This is a genomic window from Microcoleus sp. CAWBG58 (assembly GCF_020883045.1).
Lineage (GTDB): Bacteria > Cyanobacteriota > Cyanobacteriia > Cyanobacteriales > Microcoleaceae > Microcoleus.
Genome location: NZ_JAHRFA010000035.1, coordinates 53,550 through 71,269 on the forward strand (window position 1 = coordinate 53,550; position 17,720 = coordinate 71,269).

Annotated in this window: 10 protein-coding genes; all 10 read left to right on the forward strand. The window is 47.2% G+C overall.

The annotated features are described in order from the left end of the window. The first annotated feature begins 118 nt into the window (after positions 1-118). Positions 119-826 (forward strand): L,D-transpeptidase family protein, encoded by a 708-nt coding sequence (locus QZ918_RS17225; RefSeq protein ID WP_293337047.1) that lies wholly within the window; start codon positions 119-121, stop codon positions 824-826. A gap of 270 nt (positions 827-1,096) precedes the next feature. Further along, the gene (locus QZ918_RS17230) at positions 1,097-2,059 is read left to right on the forward strand and encodes a glycosyltransferase family 2 protein (RefSeq protein ID WP_293337049.1); all 963 of its coding nucleotides are present in this window, start codon (positions 1,097-1,099) and stop codon (positions 2,057-2,059) included. Positions 2,060-2,890: 831 nt separating this feature from the next. Next, positions 2,891-4,750 (forward strand): NAD(P)H-quinone oxidoreductase subunit F, encoded by a 1,860-nt coding sequence (locus QZ918_RS17235; protein WP_293147380.1) that lies wholly within the window; start codon positions 2,891-2,893, stop codon positions 4,748-4,750. Between the two features lie 63 nt (positions 4,751-4,813). After that, entirely contained in the window at positions 4,814-5,575 is a 762-nt protein-coding gene (locus tag QZ918_RS17240; RefSeq protein ID WP_367275365.1) for a carbonic anhydrase, read from the forward strand. A 107-nt stretch (positions 5,576-5,682) separates the two neighbouring features. Then, positions 5,683-7,203, forward strand: a complete 1,521-nt coding sequence (locus QZ918_RS17245) for an NADH-quinone oxidoreductase subunit M (RefSeq protein WP_293147384.1) — start codon at positions 5,683-5,685, stop codon at positions 7,201-7,203. A gap of 221 nt (positions 7,204-7,424) precedes the next feature. Next, positions 7,425-7,916, forward strand: coding sequence for a CDP-alcohol phosphatidyltransferase family protein (locus QZ918_RS17250; protein WP_367275366.1), 492 nt, complete (start codon positions 7,425-7,427; stop codon positions 7,914-7,916). 102 nt (positions 7,917-8,018) lie between these two features. Next, positions 8,019-9,341 (forward strand): CO2 hydration protein CupA, encoded by a 1,323-nt coding sequence (gene cupA / locus QZ918_RS17255; protein ID WP_293147387.1) that lies wholly within the window; start codon positions 8,019-8,021, stop codon positions 9,339-9,341. 228 nt (positions 9,342-9,569) lie between these two features. After that, entirely contained in the window at positions 9,570-9,782 is a 213-nt protein-coding gene (locus QZ918_RS17260; protein WP_293147389.1) for a hypothetical protein, read from the forward strand. 413 nt (positions 9,783-10,195) lie between these two features. Beyond that, complete coding sequence (locus QZ918_RS17265) at positions 10,196-17,386, forward strand: cadherin-like domain-containing protein (RefSeq protein ID WP_293337053.1); 7,191 nt, start codon at positions 10,196-10,198, stop codon at positions 17,384-17,386. Positions 17,387-17,508: 122 nt separating this feature from the next. Next, on the forward strand, positions 17,509-17,720 hold a 212-nt coding region (locus QZ918_RS17270), incomplete at its 3' end, for a hypothetical protein (protein WP_293337055.1).

Sequence of the window (17,720 nt, forward strand, 5' to 3'; positions counted from 1 at the left end):
GCTAAATCACAGGCAAGATGCCTCTGGTACTAATATTAAATCTGTTGTGGAACAGGCAAGATGCCTGTTCCACGCTCATAAGTTAAAATGATCCTAATTAATATCCCCAGTTAATGGAATGGAAATCAAAAAAAGACAGGGCAATATTTGGATAATTGCTTCATCTGCCAGCATTCTATTGCTAACTGCGAGTTCCTTGTTTTACTGGAAACTGGTGAGACTGGGTTATGCTGTTCCCATTCCCTACATTTTAGATGTTTTTTGCTTAAATAACTGTCCGGCTGATGAGTTAAATGTTTTACATACCCAATTGCCACCAGATAATTTATTCAACTACGGCAAACCCCTATCACAACTTTTAGGCGAACCGGATAAGTTAGATAAAAATAGAATTTCCATCCTGGTGGAAAAATCAAAATACAGGCTGACTGTGTATAAAAATAAAAAGCCAGTCAAATCTTATCCGGTTGTCTTTGGCAGCAATCCCGCAGGCGATAAACTAAAAGAAGGCGATTTGCGGACGCCGGAAGGAATTTTTAGCATCAAAGATTTTTATCCTCACGCAGTTTGGTCGAAATTTCTCTGGCTGGATTATCCCAGCAAACAATCTTGGCGAAAACATATCAAAGCCAAGCAAGCAGGTACAATCAAATGGTACGATAGTATTGGCAGCGAAGTAGGGATTCACGGCGTGCCTGCTAATTCAGAGAAAATTATCAAAGAGCGATCGAATTGGACTTTGGGCTGCGTTTCGCTGGAAAATAAGGATGTTGATGAGTTGTATCAGTTTGTACAAAAAGGTACAGAAGTGGAAATTATTAGATAATTCGTTCCTAATAAGGAATGCAAGTCCTGACTCCTGATTAACTCAACAACTAGCAGATAGGACTGAAGTCCTCACTACAAACTGAATAGATAGGACTGAAGTCCTCACTACAAACTGAAGATATAGGACTGAAGTCCTCGCTACAAACTGAAGATATAGGACTGAAGTCCTCACTACAAACTGAAGATATAGGACTGAAGTCCTCACTACAAACTGGTTCGTAGTAAGGACTTCAGTCCTGATTGACTCAACAACCAGCAGAGAGGATTAATGAACAGCGAGCAGTTTTTACCGATTGTTTCGGTGGTTGTACCTGTTTACAACGGCGAGACGGATTTGCCGGATTTGATCGAGTGTTTGCGATCGCAAACTTATCCAACAAACAGAGTAGAATATCTCTTAGTAGACAACAAAAGTCGCGATTGCACTTCAACTATCCTCCAAGCAGCAGCCAAATCCCCCAACCAAGAGGGATTCAATCAAATCACCATTCGCAATCTCGCCGAAAATACGATTCAAAGTTCCTACGCCGCCAGAAACAAAGGAATCCGCGCCTCAACCGGCGAAATCATCGCTTTTACCGACGCCGACTGTCGCCCCGAACCTCAATGGTTGCAAAATTTAGTCGAACCATTGGCTAACTTAGAAATCGGAATTACCTGCGGTGAAATCCTCGCCCTTCCCGGTAACACTCTCTTAGAACAACACGCTGCCCGCGAAAATACTTTATCTCAACAACATACTCTCGCTCACCCTTTTTGTCCCTACGGTCAAACGGCTAACTTAGCTGTGCGCCGCCAGATTTTAGCACAAGTGGGTTTGTTTCGCCCCTACCTTACGAGCGGTGGCGATGCGGATTTGTGCTGGCGGATTTTGCGGGAAACATCCTATAAAATGTATTTTGCCGAAAATGCGATCGCCCGACACCGCCACCGCAGTACAATAAAACAGTTACAAAGTCAATGGCATCGTTACGGCGAGTCGAATAAATATTTGCACGAACTCCACGGTGTCGATTTGATGCGAGAATTCACCTCCAGGGAATATTTGTACCGGCTGGCTAGATGGCTGTTAAAGGAATTGCCGGTTGCTACTGCTAAATGTGCGATCGCCCGTGCCGATCTGGTAGATTTGTTCAATACGCCGATCGGTCTCATAAATGTCAGGGCAAGGGCGATCGGACAGCGACAAGCCAAACTCCCAGAACTAGCTCGGGAAATTGAGCGACTTTAATCTTTTAGGTACGTTGTTGCGCTTGAGCGCTCTCTTGAATTTTAATCGGGTTTCTGCCAGCGCGATCGTAGCATCCGAACTTCTTTGATACACGAGCGTTGCTGAGTAATTTTCCCTCCGTTCAAGCCTATCTATATCAAAAGTAGGATTGACAAATCTTCCTTAGTATAATGTGACACCTCTAAATCTTCAATAACACTAATACTGATAATCCCAGCTTGACATCCGATAAGTACAATTTATCTGTATATTAAGTATGCTGAATTAGGAAATGTCAGGAACTCAGGGAATCAACGCCACTGAGCTTGCAAGAAATTGCAAGCTGTTCTGACCAGACCCCTTGATGGCGAGGAGACGTCCCCCACCGGTCATGACACCGGCGAATGCGACGCCAGTTTGCCGCTCTGTCACCTGCGATTAAACAGTTTTAAAGTCACTGAAACAGTGTCGTAGGTCTAACAAGCCTTCATAACCAGGTCGAGGCAAACATTACCCCGGAAGGGAGACTGAGGCAACTATGCCTCGAAAGGGAGGGGCAACCATACCCCTCCAACCCCGTAAGGGGATTGACGGGGACTCTCATTCCCCCGCGTCGTTTCCCTCTCAGGTCTAAAGACTCTGAGTTTCCCACTTACCGAGCTTTTTTATGAAAATTTCAGGCAATCCTTAATATAAAATTAATAAGTGTATTTTGCCACGGGCGGTTTCAGAACGACGAAAAACTCGCATTTACCGCCAAAATATCTTTACTTCTGGCGAATGAGCTCAGCCTTCTGGCGTCGAGATTATTCTCAGATTTTTAAATTTTTGTAACAATTACAGGTAGTGCCAATGGCTCAAATCCTACTCCAGACCGTTTGGTTTATACCTTGCTATCCACTTATCGGCGCATTTCTGTCGATATTGTGGTTTCCAGCAGTAACTCGCCGCACGGGGCCTAGACCCTCCGGTTACGTGAACGCCATCTTAACTCTCTTCGCTTTCGCCCACGGCGTCATCGCCCTGACAGCCATCTGGAACCAACCGGCACAACACCAGTTCATTCCCTGGCTGAATGTGGCAGGTTTAGACTTAACCATTCCCGTAGACATTTCTGCTGTCACCGTCGGGGCGACAGTTTTGATTACGGGACTGAATTTTCTGGCGCAGATTTATGCAGTCGGCTACATGGAAATGGACTGGGGCTGGGCTAGGTTCTTTTCCCTGATGGGGCTGTTTGAAGCGGGGATGTGCGGCTTGGTATTGTCGAACTCTCTGTTTTTCAGCTACATGATTCTGGAAGTCCTGACTCTGGGAACTTACCTGCTAATCGGGCTGTGGTTCAACCAGTCTTTGGTGGTGACGGGCGCCCGCGATGCTTTCTTGACTAAGCGGGTAGGAGACTTATTCCTGTTGATGGGAGTAGTCGCAATTCTGCCGCTGGCTGGAACTTGGAATTTTGACGAGTTGGCAGTTTGGGCTAAGACTGCAAACATTGACCCCACAGTGGCGACGCTGTTGAGTTTAACTTTGATTGCTGGGCCGATGGGCAAATGCGCTCAGTTTCCCCTGCACCTGTGGCTGGATGAGGCGATGGAAGGCCCTTTGCCGGCAACGATTTTGCGGAACACGGTGGTTGTGGAAACCGGCGCTTGGATTTTGATTAAATTGCAGCCCGTGATTGCTTTGTCGCCCGTGGGGCTGAAGACAACTATTATTGTGGGTGCTGCAACGGCGGTGGGTGCGTCTTTAATTGCGATCGCCCAAATCGACATCAAGCGCACGCTTTCCTATATAGTCAGCTCTTACATGGGCTTAGTCTTTATCGCCGTCGGTACCGGACAAACCCACACAGCTTTGACATTAATCTTTGCCTACACCCTAGCAATGGGTTTGTTGGTAATGAGCATCGGTTCAGTAGTTTGGAACAGCATCACTCAGGATGTCCGATATCTCGGCGGTTTGTGGGCGAAGCGGCCGATATCGGGAATATCGTTTCTTGTTGGCGCCGCTGGAGTGATGGGCCTGCCACCCTTCGGCTGCTTCTGGGCTTTATCAGAATTAGCAGGCGGGCTTGCTAAAACTCATCCTTCACTGTTAGTAGTAGTGCTGTTTGTGAACGGCGTAACTGCTTTTGGCTTAGTCCGCGTTTTCGGTTTAGTTTTCGGTGGCAAACCCAAGCAAATGACCGAACGTTCGCCCGAAGTTGCCTGGCCTTTTGTCTTGCCGATGACAGTGTTAATGGGATTTACCTTGCACGTCCCACACTTGCTCGCCGCCTGGAAATTGCTGCCTTTGGCAACTTTAAATTATACTGCGGCCGGGCTGTTAGCTTTGTCAAGTGCGATCGGCATTGGTGCCGGAGCATTTATTTACCTGAACGAAAAGTGGGAAAAACCAGTGCGAATTGGTTCTCAAGCCGTGCAAGACTTCTTTGCCTACGACTTTTACACCGCCCAACTTTACCGCGTGACAGTAATATTTGCAGTCGGTCTGGTTTCCCAAATCATATCCTGGTTCGATCGTAATATTGTTGACGGATTCGTTAACTTAATCGGTTTTGCCACAGTTTTCGGCGGGCAAAGCCTCAAATACAACGTTAGCGGTCAAACTCAGTTTTATGCCCTGACAATTCTGTTCGGAGTGGCACTTTTGGGATTGCTCGTAAGCTGGCCTCTGTTGGCTCGCCTGTCGCTGATTGTCGGCGGGTAAAGAGATATAAAGTTGAAGATTTTAGGTGACACTTTTAACCTAAAATCTTAAATAAATGAAGTCTTGAATAAAGATTTCAAATCTCAATCCAACAAGGCAGAATACATGAAAGACGATCGCAGACAAGTAAATCTTTCCCGGCGCAACTCCCTCAAATTTGTCGCAGGAGCAATAGGTACAGGAATACTAGCAGCACGAGTAGGCGCTGACGTAGCTGCACCCGAACCAGCAATTGCTCAAAATGAGATGAGTCCCGATGCAGCTTTGGCAAAATTGATGGAGGGGAACAAGCGGTTTGTTAACAGAAAACGCCAAAGTCCGAACCAAGACTTACCTCGCCTTGCCGAAGTTGCCAAATCTCAAAAACCATTTGCTGCTATTCTTGGCTGTGCAGATTCCCGCTTTCCTTCTGAGATTATCTTCGACCAAGGATTGGGCGATTTATTTGTCTGTCGGGTAGCCGGAAATGTGGCTACTCCAGAAGAAATTGGCAGCCTGGAATTTGGCACACTGGTGTTGGGAGCAAAAGTGCTGGTAGTAATCGGCCACAAACGTTGCGGTGCGGTAGATGCAACCATCAAAGGCGCTCAAGTTCCCGGTCAAATTGGCAGTTTGCTCGAAGCAATTAAGCCTGCTGTAGAAAGCTCGAAAGGCCAAGCAGGCGACCGTCTAGAAAATGCCTCAAAAGCCAATGTGGTGCTGCAAACTAAAAGGTTGAAAGCATCTCCAGTTATCTCAAAGTTAATTGAAGAGAACAAGCTGAAGGTTATTGGTGGATATTACGATTTAGACACGGGTGCAGTCAATATTTTGACTGAGTCATGATGTAATTTGCGCTCAATAATTTGGGTGAAGATTCACAGCTCATTCTCAACTTAATTAAGCGCAAAAGCGTACAAAATTGATTCTTTACTCTTCACTCTTCACACATTATGCTTAGTGCATTGCTCTGGTTGCCTGCGTTGGGCGCTGCGGTAGTCGGGTTCTTGCCCGGAAAAATGAATGCGATGCGGGTGCGCTCCGTCGCTTCAGTCTTTGCTGCTGCCGTTTTCCTGTTGAATCTCTGGCTGCTTACTCAATTTGACACGACAAATTCAGGGCTACAATTTCAAGAATATTTGCCTTGGATTCCGCAATTGGGTTTGAGCTACAACTTGGGAATTGATGGCTTATCTTTGCCACTGCTAGTTTTAACCGGATTGCTGACGCTATTAGTGATTTACGGTACTGGTGAAGGCATTGCTCGCCCCCAGCTTTACTACGCTTTGATTTTGTTGATCAATGCGGGGGTGGCGGGAGCTTTGATGTCTCAAAATTTGCTGCTGTTCGTTTTATTTTACGAACTAGAATTACTTCCTTTTTACCTGTTGATTGCGATTTGGGGTGGCAAGCAGCGCGAATACGCTGCGATGAAGTTTCTGATTTACACGGCAGTTTCGGGACTTTTAGTTTTAGCAGGATTTTTGGGTGTAGCTTGGCTGAGTGGGTCTTTAAACTTCGATTACAGTGCAATTACTACTCAAGATTTGCCCTTAAACACGCAATTAATCTTGCTAACAATTGTCCTATTTGGGTTGGCAATTAAAATTCCTTTAGTGCCCCTGCACACTTGGCTCCCGGATGCCTACGTTGAAGCTTCGCCAGCAACAGCAATTCTGTTGGGAGGAGTTTTGGCGAAATTGGGAACTTACGGCTTAGTGCGGTTTGGTTTGCAGATGTTCCCCGAAACTTGGTCGATTGTCGCTCCTGGTTTAGCGATAATCGGTACGGTGAGCGTGATGTACGGTGCTTTAAGCGCGATCGCCCAAAAAGATATCAAGCGCATGGTAGCCTATAGTTCGATCGGGCATATGGGCTACATCCTCGTCGCCTGCGCCGCCGGCACCAAACTCGCCTTAATCGGTGCTGTCGGGCAAATGGTAAGCCACGGCTTGATTTTAGCCTTGCTGTTTTATCTCGTAGGCATCATCGAAGCCAAAGCCGGTACCCGGGATTTGGACGTGCTCAACGGCTTAATGAATCCGATGCGCGGTTTACCCACAGCAAGTTCGCTGTTAGTTTTGGGCGGCATGGCAAGCGCCGGAATTCCCGGTTTAGTCGGTTTTATCGCCGAATTTTTAGTATTTCAAGGCAGTTTTTCAACATTTCCAATTCCGACTTTACTGTGCATTTTAGCCTCCGGGTTAACAGCAGTTTACTTTGTAATTCTGCTCAACCGCACTTGTTTTGGCAAGTTGGACAATGCCACGGCTTACTATCCTCCAGTGAAGTTTGCCGAAAATCTGCCAGCCCTAGTTTTAGCGGCGATAATTTTCTTCTTGGGAGTGCAACCGGTGTGGCTGCTGAAGTGGAGCGAATCCACTACAAATGCAATGGCAGTAACTCTATCAACGGGCAGATATTCTCAAGTAGCTGTCAAGTATCAGCAGCAGAAATCAGTTATTAGTCATTAGTCATTGGTCATTAGTCATTAGTGCTGTCCCCGCTCGCGAACAGCATTAGTGCTGTCCCCGCTCGCGAACAGCAGTCATCAGTCATTGGGCATTGGGCATTGGGCATTGGGCATTGGGCATTAGTCATTAGTCATTAGTCATTAGTCATTAGTCATTAGTCATTAGTCATTGGTAATTTCAACCAACTGTCAACTGTCAACTGTCAACTGTCAACTGTCAACATCGGTTACTTAGTTGGGTTTTTCTCAGATATCTTCGATGGCATTATTGCCAGACGCATCGGCGTCAGTAATCAACAATTACGTCAAGCCGATAGTTGGGCTGATGTCTGCTTCTATATCTGCGTATTTGTCAGTGCGTGGCTGGTGCATAAAGATTTGGTAATAGCCTTTCAAGTACCGCTGCTGGCTGTAGTTTTTGTACAGTTGGTATGGTGGATTGTTAATTTGCTAAAATATGGTAAACCAGCCAGCTACCACACCTACTCCGCTAAATTTTGGGGAATAACTCTGTTAATTGCTACTCTTGCTCTTTTCGGCTTTAACTACGCTGGAATTCCCCTGTGGCTAGCTATTATTTCTGGCATCATTCATACTGTAGAAGAGATTGCTATGACATTGCTATTGCCAGAGTGGAAGCATGATGTTTTGAGTATCTTTCATGCTATGCGGTTGCGTCAAAAATTGATTTCTGATTCCCTCAGTAACGACTAAAGTCGGGTCGAGAACAAAAGGCAGCTTTTCCGGGACAGAAAAATAAGAATCCAGGGTTCAAATTGTCCAAATAATATTGCTATTCATTAGGAGAAACTAAAAATGGTACAAACCCCTAGTAAACCAGCAACTAAACTGCCTCCTTCCAAGCACGAATTTGCCGAAATCATTCACAGACTGGAAGCTGGCGGCGCGATGATTCCAGATACGCCGGAAAATCTGATGCAAATCATCGCGATTTGGAAGGCCTACGCGGTACCGATGGATTTCTATTGGCGGGATTTACTTTACATCGCGGAACGGGTATTTTTAAACCCGCTTCCTTTCTTTAAATACTTCTTACCCCAGGAGTATTTAGACTTGCAAAATCACTATTCAGGTGACGGTGCAGATTTACGGATTTGGCGGGGGACTGGAAGCGCACACCCGGAACTTTTGGAGTTCATGGAAAATGGAGAAACTGGCAAAAAGCCACGTTTGTTTCACCATTTGTGGCACGATCGCATTAACATGGAATTTGCCGAAGAGTGCATGAGGTCAATGCTGTGGCACCGGGGGATGTACGTTCCTGTCAATCAGTTTGACCCCTATCTCGACAGCGACGAATACAAAGCAAATGCCGATCGCGCTATTAAAGCTTACTTCAAAAAAGACCCGTTCATGCTAGCCCTGCACAAAGCATTCCCCGAAATGTTTTTGGAACAGTGCCGCCAGATGTCTTATTACAGCAACCTCGGTTTATTCTGGGAAGTAATGGCACCCGTGTTTTTTGAAGTTTCCGACTTGTACGACGAAGGCAAAGTTACTACAGTCCCGCAGGCGATGGATTTCCTGGTAAATGGTATATTTGCGATCGCCGGTCGTCCGATTTACCACCACGTTCTCATCGACGGCGAAACCTACGAAATCATCCCGAAATCAAAAGGTTTCACTTGGCTGTACGAAGCAGCGCTACCCTACGTAGAATCGGTATTTTACCGCACTTCGCCGTTCCGGGGAACCAAATCTTACAACGCGCAAGCCAAGGAAGTTCCCGACGACCAAAAAGACTTCCACTACGGTATTTTGTATGCAGATAAATTCCCTGTAGGAACTGCCGGCATCCCGCCGACGCTGCTAGCCCAAGATATGCTGCACTTCCTGCCGCCTTATTTGATGGATTTCTACAAACACCGATGCCGCGGCGAAGATGATATCCTGAATCAGATTGGGGTGACGTTCCAGCGATCGATGTACTGCGTTACTTCGGCGGTAATTCAAGCTTTGCGGACGGCGCTGCTGTATCCTTTGGATGACCCGAATCCGAAACATTTGAAGGCAAATCGGGCGTTTTTCGAGTCTCAGATCGATCGCTTTTGCCGCCCGGAATACGGCATGAAATATGCAGCGAAGTTGAAAAACATTCAGACTTCTGATTACAGATAGTCCGCAAAAGCGGACTTTAGTTCGTTCTCATTCTGCGGACTAAAGTCCGCACTACAAACCTTATTGATGTCCGCAAAAGCGGACTTTAGTCCGTTCTCATGCTGCGGACTAAAGTCCGCACTACAAACCTTATTGATGTCCGCAAAAGCGGACTTTAGTCCGTTCTCATGCTGCGGACTAAAGTCCGCACTACAAACCTTATTGACTAATCACTAATCAATAATTACCATGAACAGCAAAGATCTAGCCAAATATATTGAAGCAACCGATGGCATTTCCAAACCGTGGCTGTTGGTGCAACTCCGGATGAAAAAATTGCAAGAAAGGCGATCGCAGATTTCTACTGAAGAATATCTTAGAGAACTTACCGATCTTCACCAAGATTTAATGAATTTGGGCGAATGGTGGGTGGGAATCGAAGATGAAGTGTTTAAGAGTTAAATCGGAATGGGTAAGGTCAGAAATTTGTCAATAGTTTAGTTCCAGCGTCGAGTTGTCTCGGTTTAATAAACAAAGATAGCATCTCAGTTTTGTAAAAAGCATTTTTTTATTGTAGTCCTGTCCCCGCTCGCCTATTGTACAATAGGCGAGCGGGGACAGGACTGTAAATGTAAAACTGAGATTTTCCCTACTGCGTGAATCTCTTAATCATCTAATCCGGCATTCGGGTAGGGTGCGCTAGCTTTTCACATTTTTTGTGATGTGTCAAGCAAATAGTTTGACGCACCCTACGACTGAACTAAAAGGCAGGTTATCGGTAGAGAACAAAATACTCTCCTGCTTGAATTTTGGACGGAGTTGAATGTGCTTGCCACATTCGATTGGATTCTTATATTAAATATAGGCACATCGAAATGGGACAGATAATTATTAATGAATTCCGCCGTGACGGCAATTTTCAGGGCGACGAGTATGTGGAAATTTTACTAACTGAAGACTTAACAGTAGCTCAGCTTCAATCCTATTTTATTGGCGATTCGCAAGATCCGCCAGAATTTAAACTTTCTGCTTATCAATTTGTGAATATGGCGAATATTGCTTCTGTCTTCAAGGCAGGAACAATAATTGTGATAGGTGGCTCAAATGTGATTCCAGTCAATGATATTAGCTACAATCCAGTTCCTGGCGGGAATGATGCTGATTGGAACATTAAATTGTTGATAAATAACGGTGCAGGTGGTACATATCTAAATAATGTTTTAGTCGCCAATAACCGACTAGGAGGAGATTTTGCAGGGTCAGATACTGTTTGGGTAGATACTAGCAGTACGGGAATTACTTCTGTTGATTCGATCGCCTGGCCGACAACTGGTTTGCAAACATTTGGCAATGCAGCTAAGGTAAAAATTGCCGCTCCGAATAACGGTGGTAATAACGGTGGTAATGTCGAATTCATGAGTGCGATCGGCGGTGTGAACAAAACTGCTAATTATGCTGTCAATAGTGTAGGTTCGATCGGCGTACCCAATTTCGGAATTAACACTATTTATATTAACAGCCTCCGCAACCCGCAGGTCAACAGCGCTCCAACTTTAACAAATTATAATGCTAATAGTTTAACCGCCATAAATGAAGACATAGCAAATGTAGCTAACACGGGTTTTAGTATTTTCAATATCACTAGCCAGTTAGGCGCTGATGTTAATGGCGATCCGTTGGGTGTCGCAGTCACAGCAGCAGACAATACTAACGGCAATTGGCAATTTTCAACTAATGGCAATACTTGGACAAATTTCGGCCCATTGTCGCCAATTTCAGCAACAATACTCGGCCCGACGCCTCTTTATAATGGCTTGCTTGGCAGCACTCCCAATTCTCAAAATTGGCTGTCTTTGACAAACTCAAATATTATTGCTCCTACCACTATTGCTTCAGAAATATTAAGCGGTAATGGAGTTAATTTAAACAGTACGGCTGCCAATAATATCTATGCTGGCTATACAAATAATCCCTTAAGTCCGCTATTTCCACCGCTCGATCGCACGCAGGGATTTAGCCTGTCTTTTAATCTGCAAATTATCTCGGAATCCCGTACTAATGCGAATCGGGCGGGTTTTAGTATTGTTGCCGTTACCAGCGATAAAAAAGCAATTGAAATCGGTTTCCAACAGTTATCTGCAACTACGGGCAATATCTTTGCTCAAGCAGATGGAATTACTCCGAATCCTGGCGGGCAACTTAATAGCTTATTTCTGGCAGCCGAAAATGCTGCTTACAATACAAATCTTGCTACTAACTATACTCTGAAAGTTTTAGGTGACAATTACTCTCTTTCGGACGGCAGTAATAATGTTATACTAACGGGGCCGCTGCGAAATTATGCTGCATTTACTGGCCCGATCGACCCCTATGAAACTGCTAATTTTCTATTTCTCGGAGACTACACAAACTCAGCTCAATCTAACATCAACTTAACGCGGGTTTCTCTGCAAATGCCTGCGAAAGTCCGCTTTGTACCCAACCCAAATTATTACAGTATCGCTGGCAGCGAACCAACGATTACGGTGCGGGCGTGGGATGGAACGAATGGAGTTGGTAACGGTACTGTGGGTGTGAACGCTTCAGTTACTGGAGGAACAACGCCGTTTAGCACTAATTCGATCGCACCGACGATTGCAGTTAATCCCGTCAATGATGTACCTTCGTTTGTCAAAGGGGGCGATCGCACTCTCAAGAGTAACTCCAGCGCGCAAACAGTCCCCGGATGGGCGACGGCAATTTCTCCAGGCCCCGCCAACGAGTCGGGACAAACTGTGGCTTTTCAAGTAGTCGGGAATGACAATGCTGCTTTGTTTAGCGTACCGCCTGCGATCGACTCAGCGGGCACGCTAACATTTACACCGGCCGTGGGTGCGATCGGCAGTGCTAAGATCGCTATCAATCTCAAAGATAATGGCGGTACAGCTAACGGTGGTGTCGATACATCCGCCAATCAAACTTTCGTCATCAACCTCACCAACTTGGCGCCTGCTGGACAAACAGACAATTACACGATTCCCCACACCAAGGTATTCAACCAGCAAGCCCCCGGAGTATTAGGCAACGACAGCGACCCCGACGGCGATATTTTGACGGCGAAGCTATTGTCAAATCCAATCAACGGCAAAGTAAACTTCAACGCTGACGGTTCATTCAGCTATACTCCGAATGCGGGTTTTGCCGGGCCAGACAACTTTAGCTACAGCGTCAGCGACGGAGTATCGCCGTCTGGGGCTGTTGCGGTCAACCTCACTGTCACCAACTTGGCGCCTGCTGGACAAACAGACAAATACACAATTCCCCACACCAAGGTATTCAACCAGCAAGCCCCCGGAGTATTAGGCAACGACAGCGACCCCGACGGCGACCCCCTGACTGCCAAATTATTGTTAAGCCCAAACAACGGCCTGGTTAAATTCAACAGTGACGGTTCATTCAGCTATACTCCGAATGCGGGTTTTGCCGGCCCAGACAACTTCACCTACAGCGTCAGCGACGGAGTATCGCCGTCTGGGGCTGTTTTCGTCAACCTCAATGTCAGCAACCAACTGCCTGCGGGACAAACAGACAAATACACAATTCCCCACACCAAGGTATTCAACCAACAAGCCCCCGGAGTTTTAGGTAACGACAGCGACCCCGACGGCGATATCCTGACAGCCAAGTTATTGTCAAATCCCAGTAACGGCAAGGTTGATTTTAAGGCGGACGGTTCCTTCAGCTATACTCCCAATGCGGGTTTTGCCGGCCCAGACAATTTCACCTACAGCGTCAGCGACGGAGTATCGCCGTCTGGGGCTATTGCGGTTAACCTCAATGTCACCAACCAGCCACCGACTGGACAAACAGACAAATACACAATTCCCCACACCAAGGTATTCAACCAGCAAGCCCCGGGAGTATTAGGCAACGACAGCGACCCTGACGGCGACATCCTGACAGCCAAGCTATTGTCAAATCCAATCAACGGCAAAGTCAACTTCAACGCTGACGGTTCATTCAGCTATACTCCGAATGCGGGTTTTGCCGGGCCAGACAACTTCAGCTACAGCGTCAGCGAGGGAGTATCGCCGTCTGGGGCTGTTGCGGTCAACCTCACTGTCACCAATCAACCGCCTGCCGGACAAACAGACAATTACAGTACCTCACTTGATACCGCCCTCAACATTTCTGCGATCGCAGGCGTCTTAGGCAACGACAGCGACCTCGACGGCGACCCCCTGACGGCAACTTTATCAACTGGCCCCAAAAATGGCAAGGTCGATTTTAAGGCTGATGGTTCCTTCAGCTATACTCCCAATCCGGGTTTTGCCGGTACAGACATTTTCAGCTACACCATCAGTGACGGCATATTGGCATCTCCTGCCATTTCGGTGAATATCAACGTCACCAAGTTGCTAACCAACCAGCCGCCAGTAGCAAATAGTGACAACTATACAACTCTCCACACCAAGGCACTGAATGTTCCAGCCCCCGGAGTCCTGGCCAATGACATTGACCCCGACGGCGACCCCTTGACTGCCACAGTGGAGTCACTTCCCAACAACGGCAAGGTCAATTTCAAGGCTGACGGTTCCTTCAGCTATATTGCCAATCCAGGTTTTATCGGTACAGACAACTTCAGCTACAGCGTCACTGACGGCATCAACCCACCTGTTTCGGTGCCGGTCAAGATCAATGTCACGAATCAGCAGCCTCAGGCAAATAGCGATCGCTACAACACTCCCCACAACAAGACACTCAATATTCCAGCCCCCGGAGTCTTGGGCAACGACGGCGACCCCAACAGCGACCCGTTAACTGCCAAACTGGTAACATTACCCAAAAACGGCAAGGTCAATTTCAACGCTGACGGTTCCTTTAGCTATACTCCAAATCTTGGTTTTGTCGGCTTGGAGGAATTTAGCTACAACATCAGCGATGGGGCATCCACGACTGCGGAGACTCCGGTAAGTATCAATGTCACGAATCAGCAGCCTCAGGCAAATAGCGATCGCTACAACACTCCCCACAACAAGACACTCAATATTCCAGCCCCCGGAGTCTTGGGTAACGACAGCGACCCCGATCGCGACCCGTTAACTGCCAAACTGGTAACATTACCCAAAAACGGCAAGGTCAATTTCAACACTGATGGTTCCTTTAGCTATACTCCGAATCAAGGTTTTGTCGGCTTGGATGAATTTAGCTACAACATCAGCGACGGGGCATCTACGACTGCGGAGACTCCGGTAAGTATCAATGTCACGAATCAGCAGCCTCAAGCAAATAGCGATCGCTACAACACTCCCCACAATAAAATACTGAATGTTTCAGCCCCCGGAGTTTTGGGCAACGACAGCGACGCCGATCGCGATCCATTAACTGCCAAACTGATAATATTACCCAAAAACGGCAAGGTCAATTTCAATACTGACGGTTCCTTTAGCTATACTCCAAATTCGAGTTTTGTCGGTTTGGACGAATTTAGCTACAACATCAGTGACGGAGTTTTAACGACTGCAAATACTCCCGTAAGTATCAATGTCACGAATCAACCACCGCAGGCAAATAGCGACAGCTACACAATTCCCCGCGACAAAACACTCAATATTTCAGCCCCCGGACTCTTGGCTAATGACATCGACTCCGACGGCGACATTCTAACTGCTAAACTCGATGCGGCGCCCAACAACGGCAAGGTAAATTTCAAGGCTGACGGTTCTTTTAGCTATACTCCCAATCCGGGTTTTGTTGGTACAGACAAGTTCAGTTACAACATCTCTGACGGGGTATTAACGTCTGCTTCGGTACCCGTCAATATCACTATCATCAACCGATCGCCGATCGCCAATCCAGACAGTTACAGTACATTGGATAGCAGTGTTCTCAACGTGGATGCGATCGCGGGCGTCTTGGCCAATGACATCGACCCCGACGGCAACCCGCTGACAGCCACCCCGGTTGCTTTGCCCAACAAAGGCAATCTCATATTAAATAAAAACGGCTCTTTTACCTATACTCCCAATACGGGCTTCTCGGGGACAGACAGCTTTACATACAAGCTTAATGACGGAATCCTTGAGTCTTCGCCGGTTGCAGTAAACATTAGCGTTAAGAGTGCAGGCGCGTTTAACTTCAGTACCGCTAACTACACTGCCAGGGAAAACGGTACTGTTGCCACAATTACTGTCATTCGCACAAATACTGATGTTGCTGCTGATGTGAGTTACAGTACCTCGAACGCCACTGCTAATGCTGGCAACGATTATACTGCTGCATCGGGTAGGCTGAATTTTGCGATCGGTGAAACTCAGAAAACTTTCACTGTACCAATTGTTGACGACTCGTTATTAGAAGGCGATGAAACTGTTAATCTCAGCTTGAGTTTGCCTAGCAATGGTGCGATTTTGGGAAAGAATTCTACTGCTATTTTGACTATTTTAGACAATACTCCCACGCCAACCGGGGCGGGCACGGGGGCACCGCCCCTACAGATGCCGACGCCAACTCCGATCGCAATTCCCACTCCCACGCCAGCGGAAACTCCCACTCCCACGCCAAATCCGATCGCAATTCCCACTCCCACGCCAGCGGAAACTCCCACTCCCACGCCAACCGGGGCGGGCACGGGGGCACCGCCCCTACAGATGCCGACGCCAACTCCGATCGCAATTCCCACACCGACGCCAGCGGAAACTCCCACTCCCACGCCAACCGGGGCGGGCACGGGGGCACCGCCCCTACAGATGCCGACGCCAACTCCGATCGCAACACCCACTCCAACTCCGACGCCGATCGCACCCATTCGCACACCGATCGCAATTCCGACTCCGACGCCAACCGGGGCGGGCACGGGGGCACCGCCCCTACAGATGCCGACACCAACGCCTGGAGAAATGCCGATCGTTCCCATCGCACCTCCACCAACCGAAACCCCAATACCTGCGGTAATTCCTGCTGCTGTTGAAGACTGTGCGTGCGATCGCATCAATTTACCCGATCGCACAGCCATTCCCGGCCCGAATATCGCTGCAAACACCCTCAACGGTACTGACGGTAAAGATACTCTCACCGGCAGCGATATTAATGACAGCATCAACGGTTTTAGTGGCAACGACTTGCTAATAGGCTTATTCGGCAGAGACAATATTTACGGCGGCCTTCTCAGCCCTGTTCCTGTAGGCGCGGATGCAGACAGCGACACGATATTTGGCAACGAAGATAACGACTACATTGTCGGGGATGCTGGGAATGATGTTATTTATGCGGGCAAAAATGACGATCGGGCGATCGCAGGCAAAGATGATGACATAGTGTGGGGAGACAAAGGCAACGATACCTTGTTTGGCGATCGAGGTAATGACAGTTTATTTGGTGGCACTTCTGACTCGTCTGATGGTGATTTAACAGGAAAAGATTTGCTGTTTGGGGATGATGGCAACGACCTTTTATACGGGCAAGAAAGCGAAGATACTCTTGTTGGTGGCGATGGCAATGACACCATCCACGGCGGCAAAGATAACGATCTAATTTGTGGCGAATCCGGCAATGATTTGCTGTTAGGAGATTTGGGAAGTGACACCATCTGCGGTGGCGACAGCGACGATACAATTTTCGGAGATATTAACAAGATTCCGACGGATGGTAGCAGTCAAAAAGATTATTTGTGTGGCGGTAGTGGCAAGGATCTAATTTTTGGTGGCGAATATGCGGATAAATTGTGTGGCGGTGAGGGTAACGATACTCTTTACGGTGGCAAGGGTAATGATACTTTGATGGGAGGAAGCGGTGACGACTGGTTGATTGGAGATTTAGGACAAGATACGCTGCAAGGGGGAAGCGGGCGCGATTACTTTTTATTGACTGCGGGTGAAAGTGGCGATGTAATAGCTGATTTTAGGCAAGGTGAGGATTTATTGGTTTTGACGGGAGGCTTAAAGGTCGATCGACTCAGCATAGTTCAAAATGGCGGTGCGACTTTAATCAAAATTGCCAACACAGATAAAATCTTAGCTACTCTCAACGGCGTGCAAGCTAATTTCATCACCCAACAAGATTTTAGAGTAATTGAGTTGGGTTTGTAGATTGAAGATAGCGGTTGAAACCGCTTCGAGGGTGCAAAATCGCAATTGCTGGCGCTGGGGTGCGATCGTCCTTCTGACAACCGCAAGCTAAACTAAAAGTATCCCCTCCTTACCAGAAAGAATTGGTTGAAAGCCCAAATCGCGATCGGGATAAATTAAAATCAGACTATTCATTACTCCAATCCTCGGACTTAAGGGTAAAGGTAGCTGTCAACTGTCAACTGTCAACTGTCAACTGTCAACTGTCAACTGTCAACTGTCAACTGTCAACTGTCAACTGTCAACTGTCAACTGTCAACTGTCAACTGTCAACTGTCAACTGTCAACTGTCAAC

What these genes read in the sequence shown, in the direction of transcription:
- cupA (WP_293147387.1), top strand. Translation starts at nt 8,019, where the DNA reads ATGGTACAAACCCCTAGTAAACCAGCAACTAAACTGCCTCCTTCCAAG.
- QZ918_RS17245 (WP_293147384.1), top strand. Translation starts at nt 5,683, where the DNA reads ATGCTTAGTGCATTGCTCTGGTTGCCTGCGTTGGGCGCTGCGGTAGTC.
- QZ918_RS17260 (WP_293147389.1), top strand. Translation starts at nt 9,570, where the DNA reads ATGAACAGCAAAGATCTAGCCAAATATATTGAAGCAACCGATGGCATT.
- QZ918_RS17225 (WP_293337047.1), top strand. Translation starts at nt 119, where the DNA reads ATGGAAATCAAAAAAAGACAGGGCAATATTTGGATAATTGCTTCATCT.
- QZ918_RS17235 (WP_293147380.1), top strand. Translation starts at nt 2,891, where the DNA reads ATGGCTCAAATCCTACTCCAGACCGTTTGGTTTATACCTTGCTATCCA.
- QZ918_RS17265 (WP_293337053.1), top strand. Translation starts at nt 10,196, where the DNA reads ATGGGACAGATAATTATTAATGAATTCCGCCGTGACGGCAATTTTCAG.
- QZ918_RS17230 (WP_293337049.1), top strand. Translation starts at nt 1,097, where the DNA reads ATGAACAGCGAGCAGTTTTTACCGATTGTTTCGGTGGTTGTACCTGTT.